Below are 16,069 nucleotides of genomic sequence, written 5' to 3' on the forward strand. Positions count from 1 at the left end.
CACCGGGCGACACGGCGACGCCACCGGGCGACACGGCGACGCCACCGGGCGACACGGCGACTCCACCGGGCGACACGGCGACGCCACCGGGCGACACGGCGTCTGTTGGTTCGCTCACCACGTGGTGGAACGGTTCAGCTCACCTCATAGACTGCCGACAAGTTGGTTACAGCGCTGTAACCGCGCCCCCAACAACCGAGCAATCATGGAGCTCAGGCCGTGACCCAGTCAGCCCGCCCCGTTGTCCTGATCGCCGAGAAGCTCGCCCCCTCGGTCGTTGACGTGTTCGGCGACGAGGTCGAGGTACGCCACGTCGACGGCACCGACCGCACCGCGCTGCTGTCCGCCGTCGCGGACGCCGACGCGCTGCTGGTCCGCTCGGCCACCAAGGTCGACGCCGAGGTGTTCGCCGCCACCAGCAAGCTCAAGGTCGTCGCCAGGGCCGGGGTCGGCCTGGACAACGTCGAGGTCCCCGCCGCCACCACGCGCGGCGTGCTGGTGGTCAACGCGCCCACCTCGAACATCGTCTCCGCCGCCGAGCACGCCGTCGCCCTCCTCCTGTCGCTCGCCCGGCGCATCCCCGCCGCGGACGCGAGCCTGCGCGGCGGCGAGTGGAAGCGCAGCTCCTTCTCCGGCGTCGAGATCTTCGGCAAGACCGTCGGGGTGGTCGGCCTCGGCAAGATCGGGCAGCTGTTCGCCCAGCGCCTGGCGGCCTTCGGCACCGACCTGATCGCCTACGACCCGTACGTGTCGGCCGCCCGCGCCGCGCAGCTCGGCATCGAGCTGGTCGGCCTCGACGAGCTCATGGCCAGGGCCGACGTCATCTCGATCCACCTGCCCAAGACGCCCGAGACCAAGGGCCTCATCGGCGCCGACCAGCTCGCCAAGGCCAAGAAGGGCGTGCTCATCGTCAACGCCGCCCGCGGCGGGCTCATCGACGAGCAGGCGCTGGCCGACGCGGTGCGCGACGGCCAGGTGGGCGGCGCGGGCGTCGACGTGTTCGTCGAGGAGCCCACCACCACGAGCCCGCTGTTCGAGCTGCCCAACGTGGTCGTCACGCCGCACCTCGGCGCGTCAACCGGCGAGGCGCAGGACCGCGCCGGCACCGACGTCGCCCGCTCGGTGCTGCTGGCGCTGCGTGGCGACTTCGTGCCGGACGCGGTCAACGTCGCGTCCGGCGGCACGGTCGGCGAGGAGGTGCGGCCCTACCTCCCGCTCACCCAGAAGCTCGGCACCGTGCTGTCGGCGCTGTCCAGCAACGCGCCCACGTCGATCGGCGTCGAGGTGCGTGGCGAGCTGTCCAACGAGGACGTCGCGATCCTGCCGCTCGCGGCGATGCGCGGGGTGTTCTCCGGCGTCGTCGAGGACCAGGTCACGTTCGTCAACGCGCCGCGGTTGGCCGAGGAGCTCGGCGTCGAGGCGACCCTGCGCAAGGAGTCGGAGAGCGCCAACCACCGCAGCCTCGTGACCCTGCGCGCGGTCTACGCCGACGGCACCGCGCTGAGCGTCTCCGGCACGCTCACCGGGCTCGACCAGGTCGAGAAGATCGTCGAGGTCAACGGCCGGCACTTCGACCTGCGCGCCGAGGGCGTGCTGCTGCTGCTCGAGTACGCGGACCGGCCGGGGGTCATGGGCACCGTCGGCACCCTGCTCGGCGGCGTCGGGATCAACGTCGAGGCGGCGCAGATCAGCCAGACCAAGGATGGCTCGGACGCGGTGATGTTGCTGCGTGTCGACCGTCCGGTGGACCAGTCGGTGCTCGAGTCGATCGGCACCGCGGTCCGCGCCACGCTCATCCGGGCGGTCGACTTCGGCTGACCCCGGACGCCGCGACACCACCTAGTCGGGTGGCCGTGGGCGGAGTTCGGACGTCATCCCGGTAACCTTCGCTGGAACTACTGGCCCGTTATTCCGGGAGGTGTGCATGCGGCTCGCGGTGATCCCCGGTGACGGGATCGGGCCGGAAGTCATTGCCGAGGCCCTCAAGGTGCTCGGTGAGGTTGTGCCCGATGTCGAGGTCACCCGTTACGACCTCGGTGCCGCCAGATGGCACTCGACCGGTGAGTTGCTGCCCGAGTCGGTCCTCGGTGAGCTGCGCCAGCACGACGCGATCCTGCTGGGCGCGGTCGGCGACCCTTCGGTGCCGAGCGGCATTCTCGAGCGCGGGCTGCTGCTCCGGCTGCGGTTCGAGCTCGACCACCACGTGAACCTGCGTCCGGCGCGGCTGTACCCAGGGGTGCAGAGCCCGCTGGCCAACCCTGGCGAGATCGACATGGTCGTGATCCGCGAGGGCACCGAGGGGCTGTACGCGGGCAACGGCGGCCTGCTGCGCAAGGACACCCCGCACGAGATCGCCACCGAGGTGAGCGTCAACACCTCATATGGTGTCGAGCGGGTGGTCCGGGACGCCTTCGCGCGGGCGGTGTCCCGGCCGCGCAAGCACCTCACGCTGGTGCACAAGACCAACGTGCTCACCCACGCCGGCTCGCTGTGGTCGCGCGTGGTCGAGGAGGTGTCGCTGCAGCACCCGGACGTGACGGTGGCCTACCAGCACGTCGACGCGGCCACCATCCACATGGTCACCGACCCCGGCCGGTTCGACGTGATCGTCACGGACAACCTGTTCGGCGATATCCTGACCGACCTCGTGGCGGCCGTGACCGGCGGCATCGGCCTCGCGGCCAGCGGCAACATCGACATCACCCGCCGCAACCCGTCGATGTTCGAGCCGGTGCACGGCAGCGCGCCGGACATCGCCGGCCAGGGCGCGGCCGACCCGACCGCGGCGGTGCTGTCGGTGGCGCTGCTGCTCGACCACCTCGGCCGGCGCGAGGCGGCCCGCCGGATCGAGGCTTCGGTGGCCTTCGACCTGGCGACCCGCGACCACCCGTCGCCGGGCAACACGTACGCGATCGGCGACCGCCTGGCGGCGCTGGTCTCGTCCAACAACCCGACGTCGAGCGCCGAGATCTGACCCGATCGACCGCCGAGCGCCGCGTCCGCCCGTCCGGGTGGGCGCGGCGCTCGCGGCATCTCAGCGGTCCGGAACCGTCGTCTCCCGGCAGCAGCGGACGAAGTCCTGGACGACCGGGTTGGCGTCGGCGGCCGGTGGCCAGGCGATACCGACGCGGCTGGGGCTGATGCCGGTGAGGGCCGATAGGTGACGCCGGGACGTGCGTAGAACCGTGCCGCGGACTCGGGGGCGAGGGCGATCCCGTAGCCGTTGGCGATGGCCTGGAGCCAGTCGTCGGGTTGGTCGGTGGTCGCGCCGATCCGCGGCGGGCGACCGGCACGCTCGTCGACCGCCAGCCAGTAGTCGCGCCACCAGCCTGGCTCGGGCGGGGCGGCGACGAACGGCTCGTCCCACAAGTCCCGGAAGGGGATCCGGTCACGCTCCGCGAGCGGGTGGGCGTCGGGCAGCGGACCCACCGCGGCTCCGTGAGCAGAACCTCCACGCGCAGGGTGTCCTGGCCGGGGAAAGGGAGCCGCAGCAGTGCGGCGTCGACCTCCCCGTCGGCCAGCCCGGCGGACGGGTCCGACCACGTCGCCTGCCGCATGTCCACCCGCCACCCCGGCCGGATCCGGCCGAACATGGCGATGATGTCCTGGGTCGCCTCGTTGGCGGCGCTGGCGAGGAACCCGATCCGCAGCACCCGCGCCGCCCGGCTCGCCGCGCTCTTTACCGCGTGAACAGGCGCACCCCGAGCCGAGCCTCGAGGTGCTTGATCTGCTTGGTCAGCGCTGGTTGGGGCACGAAGAGGCGCTGGGCGGCGCGCGTGAGGCTCCCTTCGTCGGCCACCGCGACGAAGTTACGCACCAGCCGTGTGTCCACATCCATTCCATCAGGTTATTGAAGCTGGTATTGGACGCCAAGCCGCTGCTCGGGTCAGGGTTGGCCATGTTCACCGCCTACGTCGTCGTGGTGGTCGCGACCGCCGCGAGCAACATCGCGGCGGCCACCGCCGACTTCCTCCGTGTCGAGTGGATTCTCGGAAACATGTCCAAGTACGGCGTGCCACTCGCATGGGTCCACCCGTTGGGCGCGGCGAAGGCGGCGGGTGCGCTCGGTCTCCTGGCGGGCATCGCCGCCCCGGCGATCGGGGTCGCGGCCGCGGCCGGCCTCCTCCTGAACTTCGTCGGCGCCGTCGTCACCGTCGCGCGCGCCCGCTGGTACTCCCACCTGCCGTACCCGAGCCTGTTCCTCCTGATGGCCGCCGGCGCACTGGCGCTGCGGCTCGCCGCACCATGAGCGCCTCAGGCGTCCCGGTGGGTGGGATCAGGTGCCCGCGGGCTGGTATCGCCGGAAGCCGTGTGCCATGATGCGACAATGACCACCGCAGTGATCATTATCGATGAGCGCGCTGGGTAGCTGAGCTACACACCCGGCGCGCTGACCTCTCGCATATCGCGGGAGGTTTTTTTGTGCCCCGACCCGGACGAAAGGCAAGTTCGTGAGCCGCACCGACCCCGCCGAGACCCCGCTCGGCGACGCGTTCCACGTTTACGACACGACGTTGCGCGACGGGGCGCAGCGGGAGGGCATCTCCTACTCGGTGGCGGACAAGCTCGTCGTCGCGCGGCTGCTCGACGAGCTCGGGGTCGGCTTCATCGAGGGTGGCTGGCCGGGGGCGCTGCCCAAGGACACCGAGTTCTTCGCCCGCGCCGCGGCGGGGGACCTCGAGCTGCGGCACGCCGCGCTCGTCGCGTTCGGGGCGACGCGCAAGGCCGGAACCACCGCGGACAAGGATCCGCAGGTGCGCGCGCTGCTGGACGCGCAGGCGCCGGTGGTCACTCTCGTCGCCAAGTCCGACCTGCGGCACATCGAGCGCGCGCTGCGCACGGATGTCACCGAGGCGTGTGCCATGGTCAGCGACACCGTCGCCTTCCTGGTCGGGGAGGGGCGGCGGGTGTTCCTCGACGCGGAGCACTTCTTCGACGGGTTCGCCCACGACCCGGACTGCGCGTTGCGCGTGCTCGCCGCCGCGATGGAGTCGGGGGCGGACGTCGCGGTGCTGTGTGACACCAACGGCGGGCAGCTGCCGCTGCGGCTGGCCGACACGGTCGGCGAGGTGATCGCCCGCACCGGGTTCCGGGTGGGCATCCACTGCCAGGACGACACCGGCTGCGCGGTCGCCAACAGCGTCGCCGCGGTGCAGGCGGGGGCCTCGCACGTGCAGTGCACGGCCAACGGCTACGGCGAGCGGGCCGGCAACGCCGACCTCTTCGCGGTGGTCGGCAACCTCGTCACCAAGCTGGGCATGCAGGCGCTACCCGCGCGGTGCGTGCCGGAGCTGTCCAGGGTCTCGCATGCCCTGGCCGAGATCGCGAACATCGCACCCGACACCCACCAGGCCTATGTCGGGTCGTCGGCCTTCGCTCACAAGGCGGGGCTGCACGCGAGTGCGATCAAGGTGGATCCGTTGCTGTACAACCACATCGACCCCGAGGTGGTCGGCAACGACATGCGGGTGCTGGTCACCGAGATGGCCGGCCGGGCGAGTCTCGAGCTCAAGGGTCGCGAGCTCGGGGTGGACCTGGCCGGCCGGCCGGAGGAGCTGACCACCGCCGTGCGCACGGTGAAGGAGCTCGAGGCCCGCGGCTGGTCGTCCGAGGCCGCGGACGCGTCGCTGGAGCTGCTGCTGCGCCGCCAGCTCGCCGATCCGTCGCTTGTGGACGGTCCACCGTTCACGCTCGAGTCCTACCGGGTCATCCTCGACCACCGCCCGGACGGCGAGGTCGTCTCCGAGGCGACGGTGAAGGTCCGCGTCGCCGGCACTCGGGTGATCGCCACCGCGGAGGGCAACGGCCCGGTGCACGCGCTCGACGCTGCGCTGCGCAGCGCCCTGTCACCGCACCTGCCGTGGCTCGACGAGGTGGCCCTGACGGACTACAAGGTGCGCATCCTCACCGAGGCGCCCGGAACCGACGCGGTGACCCGGGTACTGGTCGAGTCGACCGACCGCGAACGCGAGTGGACCACGGTCGGCGTGCACGGCAACATCGTCGAGGCGAGCTGGCTCGCCCTGTGCGACGCGTTGGTGCACAAGGCGATGCGGGTGGCTCAGCCGGTGAGCAGCGTCAGCCCGTAGGTCGCCAGGATCCGGTTGATCGGCTGGAAGTAGCTCGTACCGGCGGTCGTGCAGATGCCGGAGCCGCCGCTCACCAGCGGGACACCTTGGGCCTGGTCGTCGGTGACGTAGGCGATGCTGCCCGGCATGGGACAGATGTCCGTCCTGGTCAGGCCGGTGATCACTCCTTCGGGGAAGACGATCGTCTGGTTCTTGGCCACGACCGTGCCGCACTCCAGCCCGGTCGTGGTGTTGATGAGGCACACCCGCCCGCCGACCTTCGTCTCCTCCGACCCGCCGATCACGAGCCGGTCCCCACCGGTGTCGATCCACGGCACCAGTACCCAGTCCTCGGTGTTGTCGACCCGGACGATGGCATGCCTGTCGCCGGGTGCGGCGGCGACCGGTCCGACCGGGATGAGGTTGCCGCTGTAGAGCACCCCGGTCGCGTCCGAACAGCCTGGGCCGACGACCAGGTACCAGGTGGTGCCGGAGATGGCGGCGAACGCGGCGGTGCAGTGCGCGGTGCCGGTCGGGTCGAAGAGCACGCTTCCGCCGCCGAGCGGTGCGGGTGCCGCGGTGGCGGTGGTCGCGGTAGTGGTCGCGGTGGTGGTCGCGGTGGTCGCGGAGCTGGCCGCCGCCGGCAGGCCGACGAGGCAGGCGAGCAACACGGTGAGGATGACGGGTACGCGTCTCATGAGCACTCCGTTGTGCAGGGGAACGGTGCCCCTTCGACACAAGCAGCTGCGAGCGCCCATGCCAAGCCGGCAACCGGGGGACCCGCGGATAGGGTGACCGGGTGCGTATCGCTCGTGTTGCTCATCCGGCCGGGGTCGCGTTCGTCACCGTGGAGGGCGAGGGGGACGACCTCGTCGCCAAGGAGGTGGCGGACCATCCCTTCGGTCAGCCGACGTTCACCGGCAAGAGCTGGCCGTGGGCCGACGTCCGCCCGCTGGCCCCGATCCTCCCGTCCAAAGTGGTCTGCATCGGCAAGAACTACGCCGACCACGCGCGGGAGATGGGTGGCGAGCCGCCGGCCGACCCGGTGATGTTCCTCAAGCCGTCGACCTCGGTGATCGGGCCCGGCGCGGCCGTCAAGCTGCCGCCGGACTCCACCCGGGTCGACTTCGAGGGTGAGCTCGTCGCGGTCATCGGCCGGCCCTGCCGGGACGTGGCCGCCGCGCGGGCCAAGGACGTCATCCTCGGCTACACGGTCGGCAACGACGTCACCGCGCGCGACCAGCAGAGGGCCGACGGCCAGTGGACCCGCGGCAAGGGCCACGACACGTTCTGCCCGCTCGGCCCGTGGATCGACACCGCGATCGACCCGGCCGACGTGGCGATCTCGACCACGCTGGACGGCGAGACCAAGCAGGACTCCCGCACCTCGCTGCTCCTGCACGACGTGGGCGAGCTGGTCGAGTGGGTGTCCCGGGTGATGACCCTGCTCCCGGGCGACGTGATCCTCACCGGCACCCCGGCCGGTGTGGGCCCGATGGTCGCCGGCCAGACCGTGGAGGTCACGATCGAGGGCATCGGCACCCTGTCCAACCCGGTCCAGCCCCGCTAACGCTTCGCCTGCTTCAGGTCGGCGACCGACTTGTCGACCAGGGCTGGGCATCCCGGGCCACCACGCGTTGCCGTGGCTGGCCGTGCAGGACGCCGCAGACGGCCCCGCGTGGGGGTCTCCCTCGCCTGGTCGGGTTCCTGGGAGCTGGACGCGACGGTCGAGCCGCCCGGCCGCACCCGGGTGCGCGTGGGCCGGCTGGCCCATCCCGGCCCACTCGTCATCGAGCCCGGCGCGCGGCTGGTCGCGCCCGACGTCGCGCTCGCGTACAGCCAGGACGGGCTCGGCGGGCTCGCCAGGACCTGGCACACCTACCAGCGCACGCGGGGCGCGCGCCAGTCGCGGGTGCTCTACAACTCCTGGTACGCCACGGAGTTCGACGTGCGGGCGGACCACCAGCTGGAGCTCGCTACGGTCGCCGCGGACGTGGGCGCCGAGCTGTTCGTCGTGGACGACGGCTGGTTCACCGGCCGCGACGACGAGACTGGCGGGCTCGGCGACTGGGCCCCCGACCCGGCGGCGTTCCCCGACGGGTTCGCAGCATTCGTCGACTCGGTCCGTGCCCTCGGCCTCGACTTCGGCCTGTGGGTGGAGCCGGAGGCGATCAGCCCGCGATCAAGGCTCTACGCCGAGCATCCGTACTGGGTGTACCGGATCGAAGGCAGGCCGATGACGCTGGTCCGCGAGCAGCTGCTGCTCGACCTCGGCCGCGAGGACGTCCACGCGCACCTGCGGGACGTGCTCGACGGGTTGCTCACCGAGTACCCGATCACGTACCTGAGGTGGGACATGAACAGGTCGGCGGCCGAGCGGTGGCGGCCGGGCGCCGGGCCGCAGGACCTCGACGGGCAGCACGTGCGCAACTACTGGCGGCTGCTCGACCACCTCCGCGAGCACCACCCGGACGTGACCGTCGAGGCGTGTGCCGGCGGCGGCGCCCACCTCGCGACCGTCGCGCGCACCGACGTGGGGTGGCCCAGCGACAACACCGGCCCGCTCGACCGGTTGGCCGTCCAGGACGGGTTCCTGCTCGCCTACGCGCCGCACCTGATGAGCTCGTGGGTCACCGACGAGCCGGGCTTCTTCGACCCGCGCCCGCGGTCGCTGCGGTTCCGGTTCGTCGTCGCGATGGCCGGGTGCTCGGCATCGGCGCCGACCTGACCCGCTGGACGCCCGCCGAGCGCGCCGAGGCACGCGAGCTGGTGGCCCGGTACAAGGAGATCCGGCACGTCGTGCACACCGGTGCGGTGCACCGCCTCGCCGCCGCGACCGAGCCGACCGCCGCGATCGCCTACGTCACCGAGCCGACCGCCGTGGTCCTGTTGTGGCACACCGGGCCGCTCACCGGCGGCCCGCACGTGCCCGGCCGGCCCACCCGCCTGCCCGCCCCCGGGCTGGACCCCGCGGCGTCCTATGTGGACTGTACGACCGGCGCGGCGTACTCGGGTGCGCACCTGGCCCACACCGGCTCCCGGTCGAATGGCCCGCCGGCCAGGACGCCGACCTCGTTGTCCTGGACCGGCGGTAAGTCGTGTCAGCCAGGGATGACGCAGGTGGGCGAGCCGGTGGCGAACCGGGTCGCCGCGCCGCCGGCCGGCGGGAACGACACGATCGCGTCACCGCGCTGGGCCGCCACGTGGCACACGCCGTCCACCAGCGAGAAGTGCCGGGGGAACGCGCCACTCGGGTGGTCGGCCACCGCCTTCGGCGACTCGCCGGTCAGGTCGAACTCCGTGACGCAGTCCGGCCCGCGGTTGGACAGGTAGAGCCGCTCGCCGGCGATCACCAGGTGTGCCACGTAGTTCGGGCCGGCGGCAGGGTCGTCTCCGTAGGGCGCCAGCGTAGCCCGCTCGACGCCGATCGGGGTGAAGGTGCCCGCCGGCCCCTCGCGCACGGTCACGAGCGTGCCGGCGAGCTCGCCGGCCACGTACGCGAGATCGGTGCCCGGCCGGCGGACGAGCTGGCGCGGGCCGGTGCCGGGCGGCATCGCCGAGACCGCGATCTGCGCGAGCTCGCCGGTGTCGGACAGCCGGTAGCCGCGGATCTCGTCGGTGCCGAGGTCCACCGCGGACACGATCGTCCCTTGTGGAGTGTCCAGCGGTACGGCCATGTGCACGTGCGCGGCCTCCTGGCGGTCGGCGTCGGGTCCGCTGCCCTCGTGCGTGACGAGGTCGGTCCGGCCGGTGATCCGCCCGTCGGTGGCCAGGCCGAACACCGCGAGGCTGCCGCTGGAGTAGTTGGCGCACAACAGGAAGCGCTGCTCCGCGGTGATCTCCAGGTGGCACGGGTCGGCACCGCCGCTTTCCACGGTGTCCACCGCGGTGAGCCCGTCGAGCTCGACCGTGGTGATCGCGCCGTCCGCGGACTCGTTGGTGGCGTACAGGACTGGCGCGGTCGGGTGCCGGGTCAGCCAGGACGGCGAGGTCATCGCGAGCTCGCCGACCTGGGTCAGCGCCCCCGAGGCCTCCTGGCGCAGCGCGGTGACCCCGACGCCGTTGCCGCCCGTGGCGGCCGTGTAGCAACCGATGTACAGCATGCCCGTCACACTACTGAAAGGTGTCCATGCCCTCCCTGCGTAGCCGCCTGGTCGCCGTGTTCGCCGCGGTGTCCACCGCCCTGGCCCTGCTCGTGGCGGCCGGACCGGCCACCGCGGCGGCGCCCGAACACCGGGACGCGCCGATCGAGCACGCCGGCCTCGACCAGGGCGCGCCCACCTACTACGACAGCGCCTCGCCCGAACCCCTTACATGGGCTGGAACTCCTACTTCGCGATCGGCACCGCGTCCGAGGCGCAGGTCAAGTCGGTCGCCGACCATCTCGGGTCGAGCGGGCTCGCGAAGGCCGGCTACAAGTACGTCTGGATCGACGTCGGCTGGAACGCCTCGCCGCCGCGGGACCCGAGCGGCAGGCTCGTCGCCGACCCGGCGCGGTTCCCGTCCGATCACCCGCGGGATGGAGAGCTTCGGCTGGGCGTGCGCGTGGCGGGCGGCGTGCTGGGCGCGGCTGCACGACGCGGACCGGGCCTACCAGCTGATCCGGACGGTGCTGCGGCCGTCGGTCGACAGTGGGATGTTGCCACCAACGGGACCGCGCCGAACCTGTTCGACATGTACAGCCAGGGCTCGTACGCGATCTTCCAGATCGACGCCAACCTGGGCGCGCCGACCGCGATGCTGGAGATGCTGCTGTACTCGCGGCCCGGGGTGATCGAGCTGCTGCCCGCGCTGCCGGCGGCGTGGTCCACCGGGCGGGTCACCGGCATCGGCGCCCGCGGCGGCTTCGTGGTCGACCTCGCGTGGTCCGACGGCCGGGTCACCTCGGCGACGATCCGCAGTGTGGGCGGCCGGTCGACCGAGGTGCGGACGGGCTCGTGGTCACGGACGGTCAGCCTGCGCCCCGGCCGGTCGGTGACCGTCACGCCGTAGGGGTTGACGTGCGATGGGGTGGCTTCGAGACTGTTGCGTATTGCTCCGCGGGTTGTGGAGGAGGAAACAATGGCGCAGCCTCGGGTCGTCGTCATCGGTGCCGGGATCGTCGGGTGCGCGCTGGCCGACGAGCTGACCCTGCGCGGGTGGACGGACGTGACCGTGCTCGAGCAGGGTCCGCTGTTCGCCACCGGCGGGTCCAGCTCGCACGCACCGGGCCTGGTGTTCCAGACCAACCCGGCCAAGTCGATGACCGACTTCGCCCGGTACACGGTCGAGAAGTACACCGAGCTGGGCGTGTTCGACCAGGTCGGCGGGCTCGAGGTCGCCACGACGCCCGCACGCTGGGCGGACCTGCACCGCAAGCACGGCTGGGCCACGTCCTGGGGCCTGGAGGCGGAGCTGCTCACCCCGGCCGAGTGCGCGGCGCGCCAGCCGCTGCTCGACCCGGACAAGATCCTCGGCGGCTACCACGTCGCGACCGACGGGCTGTGTGCCGCGGTCGCGGCGGGGGAGACCCAGGCCCGCCGGGCGATCGAGCGCGGCGCGCGGTTCCTGGAGCACCAGGAGGTCGTGGACATCCGGGTCGAGGGCGGCCGGGTCACCGGCGTCGTCACCGGCACGGACACGGTCGACTGCGACATCGCGGTCTGCTGTGCCGGGTTCTGGGGACCGAGCGTGGGACGCCTCGTGGGGCTCACGATCCCGCTGCAGCCGCTGGCCCACCAGTACGCGACGACCACCCCGGTCCCCGGCCTGAGCGGCGGGCCGATCCTGCGCCACCAGGACGCCGACCTCTACTTCCGCGAGGTCGGTGACCGGGTCGGCATCGGCTCCTACGCGCACCGGCCCATGCCTGTCGACGAGCTCGTCCGGCACGAGGACGCCGCGGTGATGCCCTCGATGCTCCCGTTCACCGAGGAGGACTTCGCGCCGTCCTGGAAGGCCGCGACCGAGCTGCTGCCGGCGCTGCGCGAGGTCAAGGTGGACGATGCGTTCAACGGGATCTTCTCGTTCACCTCCGACGGCTTCCCGCTGATCGGCGAGTCCCGTGACACGCAAGGGTTCTGGGTCGCCGAGGCGGTCTGGGTCACCCACTCCGCCGGCGTCGCGAAGGCGGTCGCCGAGTCTCTCGTGGACGGTCGGGCGAGCACCGACGTGCACGAGTGCGACCTGCACCGGTTCGAGGACATCCAGCTCTCGCCGGAGTTCGTTGCCCGGCGCGGCGCGCAGAACTTCGTCGAGGTCTACGACGTCGTCCACCCGTTGCAGCCCATGGAGGACCCGCGGCCGCTGCGGGTGAGCCCCTTCTACACCAGGCAGCGGGAGCTCGACGCGTTCTTCCTGGAGGCCGCCGGGTGGGAGCGGCCGCACTGGTTCGGGTCGAACCCGCCCGGTGACGCGCCCGCGCGCGGGGAGTGGGCCGGCCGGTACTGGTCGCCGATCGCCGCCACCGAGGCGCTCGTCACCCGGGAGCGCGTGGCGCTCTACGACATGACCCCGCTCAAGCGCCTGGAGGTCACCGGCCCCGGCGCGCTGGAGTTCCTGCAGCGGACGACCACGAACAACCTCGCCAAGCGGGTCGGCTCGGTGACCTACACGCTGCTGCTCGACCATGCCGGCGGCATCCGCAGCGACCTCACCGTCGCGCGGCTGGGCGAGCAGCGCTTCCAGGTGGGCGCCAACGGAAACCTCGACCTGGACTGGCTGCTGCGGCACGCGCCGGCCGGCGTCGCGGTGCGCGACATCACCGGCGGCACCTGCTGCGTCGGGGTGTGGGGCCCGCTCGCGCGCGAGCTCGTGCAACCGCTGTCCCGCCAGGACTTCGGACACAAGGCGCTCGGCTACTTCCGCGCCACGGACGCCTACATCGGGCACGTGCCGGTGACGGCGCTGCGAGTGTCCTATGTGGGCGAGCTGGGCTGGGAGCTCTACACGACCGCGGACCGCGGCCTGAAGCTGTGGGACACCCTGTGGGCCGCGGGCCAGGCGTTCGGCGTGGTCGCCGGCGGCCGGGCCGCGTTCAACAGCCTGCGGCTGGAGAAGGGCTACCGGCTGTGGGGCGTGGACATGACCACCGAGCACACCCCGGCCGAGGCGGGCCTGGACTTCGCGGTGCGGATGGACAAGGGCGACTTCGTCGGCCGCGCCGCCATCGAGGCCCGTGGCGCGCCGACCCGGCGGCTGACCTGCCTGACCATGGACGACCCGGAGTCGGTGGTGCTGGGCAAGGAGCCGGTGTTCCTCGACGGTCGCCCGGCCGGCTATGTGACGAGCGCCTCGTTCGGCCACACCATCGGCAAGCCCATCGCCTACGCCTGGATGCCGGCGGGCCTCACCCCGGGCACCCCGGTGGAGGTGGAGTACTTCGGCGAGCGCCTGGCCGGCACCGTGGCCACCGAACCCCTGGTGGACCCGGAGATGGCCCGCATCAGGCGTTAGTGCCCCGCGCACGTTCCCGCTTCGTCCGGCAGGGGCAGGCACCTTGCCGGCGTGATCGGCGGGGAGAATGGTGCGCACGGATGAGCTGGTCGGCGAGTGGTCTTCGGAGGCGTCAGGGCTCCATCACAGCGCGTTCGAGAACGAGTCGTTCGCCTTCGGGCCGGTGGTGAAGGGTGGTACCAGCTCAGCCGGCCGGACTACGCGGACATCGCCTGTTTCCGGTGGCGCCGGACCGGGCCGGGCCGCATCGAGCTCACCTGGCACTCCGCCCGCGAGATCTTCGGCGGCGTCGTCACCGAGCAGAAGCCGGACCACCACCCGGCGATGCTCGGCTACCGGATCGGCGTGGAGGACACCCCGCTCGCCGGGCGGGTGCGGATGCCGCGGATGGAGCCGCCGGTAGGGTTCGCGCGGGAGTTCGGGCTGGTGTCCACCCAGCCCGCCGCGACGGCGGAGGCGGGCAAGCGATGACGTACCGGCCAACGGTGTCCGAGGCGGAGGAACAGCGGATCCGCGCGTGGCACGACGCCGCCTACGAGTCCATGCGGGCCGGCGGCGAGCAGGTCGTCGAGCACATCGGTCACTCGTTCGTCGTGCCGCCGCAGGTGTTCCCGCCCGCGCTGATGTCGGAGCTGCTCGGCCGCGCCGTGCTCGACGAGGTGCGCAAGGGCGACCGGGTGCTCGACATGGGCACCGGCTGCGGGGTCAACGCGATCCTCGCCGCGACGAAGGCCACCGACGTGCTCGGCGTGGACATCAACCCGCACGCCGTCGAAGCCGCGGTGGCCAACGCGGCGCGCAACGACGTCGCCGACCGGGTCACCTTCCGCGAGTCGGACGTGTTCGGCGCGGTCGACGGGGTCTTCGACCTGATGATCTTCGACCCGCCGTTCCGCTGGTTCACCCCGCGCGACCACCTCGAGGCCAGCATGGCCGACGAGAACTACGCGGCGCTGACCCGCTTCCTCACCGAGGCACCCGAGTACCTGGCGCCCGGCGGCCGGGTCCTGATGTTCTTCGGCACCTCGGGCGACCTGGACTACCTGTACCGCACCGCCGCGGACAACGGGTTCACCCGGGAGCCGGTCGCAAGCCGGGACCTGACCCGCGGCGACACGACGGTGAGCTACTTCGCGTTCCGCCTGACAGCCGGCTAGTGTCGCGTGATCCTGTTCCTTTGCGTCCGCTGTGGATCCACGTGGTTCCTGGCAAGGCGAAGGAAAGCCGCTCGTACTGGATGTACTTGGGCTTTTCTCCAACGCGGCCAGGGGCCGCGTTGGCCGCAGCGGCCTAAAGGTTTCAGGGTCACGCGACACTAAGTCGTTCTGCCGGGCAGCGGCAGCGGGAGAGCGGGCAGGCCGTCGATGCTCGTGCCGTTGTGCGGCTTCTTGGCGCAGTACGCGGCGAACTCGTCCTCGGACTTGCGGCCGACGTGCTCGGCGTGCTGGGTGCGTTCCTCGCGGTAGTCCATGAACGGCACGGCGAACCCGCAGCTGTCGCTGACCATCGTGGCGTGCACGAGGACGATCGCCCGCGCGCCGGGCCCGTCGACGTCGGCGAAGTGGGTGATCAGCGCGGGCCAGCGCGGGTCGTCCCGGAAGATCGGCTCGCCGCGCCCGTGCACCCGCAACACCTTGGGCGGCCCGGTGAACGCGCACCACGTGAGCGAGCTTGCGAGCGAACCAGTGTCACAGGGCGACCGCGAGCGGCCGCACCGAGCCTGCGAGGGACGGTCATGAGCGTGATCCGGCCGTTCTCCCGCAAGTGCGCGACGGTCTCCGGGTGGCTGCCGCCGAAGTCGAGATACGCGACCGTCATGTCGTCGAGCACGACGAGCGTGCCCTCGCGCCCCTTCGGCGACAGGTTGACGTGCCCGTCCCCGGCCAGCGGCGCGGACGCCACGAAGAACACCTTCTGCTCCTCGATGAACGCCCGCAGCCGCGGCTCGATCTGTTCGTAGACCTTCCCCATACCACCAATCTAGTGCTGTGTCCATGAACCTTGGCCGGCCTCGGCGACCTGCAACACCGTCCCCGCCTGATCGGCCCTGAGGACGAAGCGTTCATCGTCGCGACGGCCACCACCCGACCGGAGGCACTCGACCAGCCCTTTACCCGCACCTCGACCGCGACAGCGAACTCGCCCGGATCGAGCACGTAAGCAGCAGCTTCCCGGATCGAGTGTTCGCGTTGGACGAGTTCGGGCCGCTGACCATCCGACCTCATCTCGGTGCCGGCTGGACGAAGAAAGGGTAGACAGACATCCACGGGGCTTCTGTTGACCGAGTTGGTCGTACTTCTCGACTACCAGAAGCCCCGCCTCATGCCCTCACGAGACACGCCCACACGATTCACCAACAGGCTTTGAGGTTCAACCTCCGAACACGATGGGTGTGTGCCTGTCTCGATGGGGTGAAACCGTTGCCACACAACGGAAACCGCGCACGGTCTTCGGTAGACTGAGCATATGTGCGAACCGATTGTGGAGCTTCCCGAGGATGCTTCCCCGGAGGCAGCGCCGCTGGCGACGGCGTTCGGGTTGGCGCGGCTGTCCTGGCAGGCCGAGGG

15 protein-coding genes and 1 pseudogene are annotated in these 16,069 nt (G+C 71.6%); 10 read left to right on the forward strand and 6 right to left on the reverse strand.

From position 1 onward, the window contains the following. Window positions 1-219: 219 nt before the first annotated feature. Window positions 220-1,818 carry a phosphoglycerate dehydrogenase gene (gene serA, locus GEV28_RS36480; RefSeq protein ID WP_291417937.1) on the forward strand — a complete coding sequence of 533 codons (1,599 nt, stop codon included), beginning with the start codon at window positions 220-222 and terminating at the stop codon, window positions 1,816-1,818. Window positions 1,819-1,924: 106 nt separating this feature from the next. Next, complete coding sequence (locus GEV28_RS36485; protein ID WP_291417939.1) at window positions 1,925-2,974, forward strand: 3-isopropylmalate dehydrogenase; 1,050 nt, start codon at window positions 1,925-1,927, stop codon at window positions 2,972-2,974. A gap of 212 nt (window positions 2,975-3,186) precedes the next feature. Here the strand turns inward: GEV28_RS36485 and GEV28_RS42820 are convergent. Further along, a pseudogene (locus tag GEV28_RS42820) lies at window positions 3,187-3,653 on the reverse strand (LysR family substrate-binding domain-containing protein); the annotation flags it as partial. Window positions 3,654-3,679: 26 nt separating this feature from the next. After that, complete coding sequence (locus GEV28_RS36500) at window positions 3,680-3,838, reverse strand: LysR family transcriptional regulator (RefSeq protein WP_291417941.1); 159 nt, start codon at window positions 3,836-3,838, stop codon at window positions 3,680-3,682. 12 nt (window positions 3,839-3,850) lie between these two features. Here GEV28_RS36500 and GEV28_RS36505 point away from each other — a divergent pair, with 12 nt between their 5' ends. Further along, window positions 3,851-4,249 (forward strand): DoxX family protein, encoded by a 399-nt coding sequence (locus GEV28_RS36505; RefSeq protein ID WP_367115266.1) that lies wholly within the window; start codon window positions 3,851-3,853, stop codon window positions 4,247-4,249. Window positions 4,250-4,451: 202 nt separating this feature from the next. After that, entirely contained in the window at window positions 4,452-6,089 is a 1,638-nt protein-coding gene (gene cimA / locus GEV28_RS36510) for a citramalate synthase (RefSeq protein WP_291417943.1), read from the forward strand. Here the strand turns inward: cimA and GEV28_RS36515 are convergent. After that, on the reverse strand, window positions 6,062-6,766 hold the full coding sequence (locus GEV28_RS36515; protein ID WP_291417945.1) for a S1 family peptidase: 705 nt from the start codon (window positions 6,764-6,766) through the stop codon (window positions 6,062-6,064). The genes cimA and GEV28_RS36515 overlap by 28 nt on opposite strands. Before the next feature lie 101 nt (window positions 6,767-6,867). Between GEV28_RS36515 and GEV28_RS36520 the strand changes: the two genes are divergently transcribed. After that, the gene (locus GEV28_RS36520) at window positions 6,868-7,638 is read left to right on the forward strand and encodes a fumarylacetoacetate hydrolase family protein (RefSeq protein WP_291417947.1); all 771 of its coding nucleotides are present in this window, start codon (window positions 6,868-6,870) and stop codon (window positions 7,636-7,638) included. A 108-nt stretch (window positions 7,639-7,746) separates the two neighbouring features. Then, window positions 7,747-8,796, forward strand: a complete 1,050-nt coding sequence (locus GEV28_RS36525) for a glycoside hydrolase family 36 protein (protein ID WP_291417949.1) — start codon at window positions 7,747-7,749, stop codon at window positions 8,794-8,796. Between the two features lie 373 nt (window positions 8,797-9,169). On the opposite strand, the gene GEV28_RS36530 is transcribed toward GEV28_RS36525, so the two are convergent. Beyond that, entirely contained in the window at window positions 9,170-10,171 is a 1,002-nt protein-coding gene (locus GEV28_RS36530) for a beta-propeller fold lactonase family protein (protein ID WP_291417951.1), read from the reverse strand. A gap of 211 nt (window positions 10,172-10,382) precedes the next feature. Between GEV28_RS36530 and GEV28_RS36535 the strand changes: the two genes are divergently transcribed. The 4 genes from GEV28_RS36535 to GEV28_RS36550 all read left to right on the forward strand — a co-directional run bounded on the left by GEV28_RS36535 (window position 10,383) and on the right by GEV28_RS36550 (window position 14,659). Then, window positions 10,383-11,060, forward strand: a complete 678-nt coding sequence (locus GEV28_RS36535) for a glycoside hydrolase family 95-like protein (RefSeq protein WP_291417953.1) — start codon at window positions 10,383-10,385, stop codon at window positions 11,058-11,060. Window positions 11,061-11,129: 69 nt separating this feature from the next. Continuing rightward, a complete protein-coding gene (locus GEV28_RS36540) occupies window positions 11,130-13,502 on the forward strand; it encodes an FAD-dependent oxidoreductase (protein WP_291417955.1) in 2,373 nt (790 codons plus the stop codon). A 96-nt stretch (window positions 13,503-13,598) separates the two neighbouring features. Then, window positions 13,599-13,973 (forward strand): hypothetical protein, encoded by a 375-nt coding sequence (locus GEV28_RS36545; RefSeq protein ID WP_291417957.1) that lies wholly within the window; start codon window positions 13,599-13,601, stop codon window positions 13,971-13,973. Beyond that, window positions 13,970-14,659: a methyltransferase gene (locus GEV28_RS36550; RefSeq protein WP_291417959.1), complete on the forward strand. Its 690-nt coding sequence runs from the start codon at window positions 13,970-13,972 to the stop codon at window positions 14,657-14,659. The genes GEV28_RS36545 and GEV28_RS36550 overlap by 4 nt, the downstream gene beginning before the upstream one ends. A gap of 158 nt (window positions 14,660-14,817) precedes the next feature. On the opposite strand, the gene GEV28_RS42825 is transcribed toward GEV28_RS36550, so the two are convergent. Further along, window positions 14,818-15,126: a hypothetical protein gene (locus GEV28_RS42825; RefSeq protein WP_367115267.1), complete on the reverse strand. Its 309-nt coding sequence runs from the start codon at window positions 15,124-15,126 to the stop codon at window positions 14,818-14,820. Next, window positions 15,072-15,473: a pyridoxamine 5'-phosphate oxidase family protein gene (locus tag GEV28_RS42830; RefSeq protein WP_367115268.1), complete on the reverse strand. Its 402-nt coding sequence runs from the start codon at window positions 15,471-15,473 to the stop codon at window positions 15,072-15,074. Before GEV28_RS42830 ends, GEV28_RS42825 begins: the two co-directional genes overlap by 55 nt. Window positions 15,474-16,069: the final 596 nt, after the last annotated feature.

Source organism: Actinophytocola sp., assembly GCF_009379765.1.
Classification (GTDB): domain Bacteria; phylum Actinomycetota; class Actinomycetes; order Mycobacteriales; family Pseudonocardiaceae; genus Actinophytocola.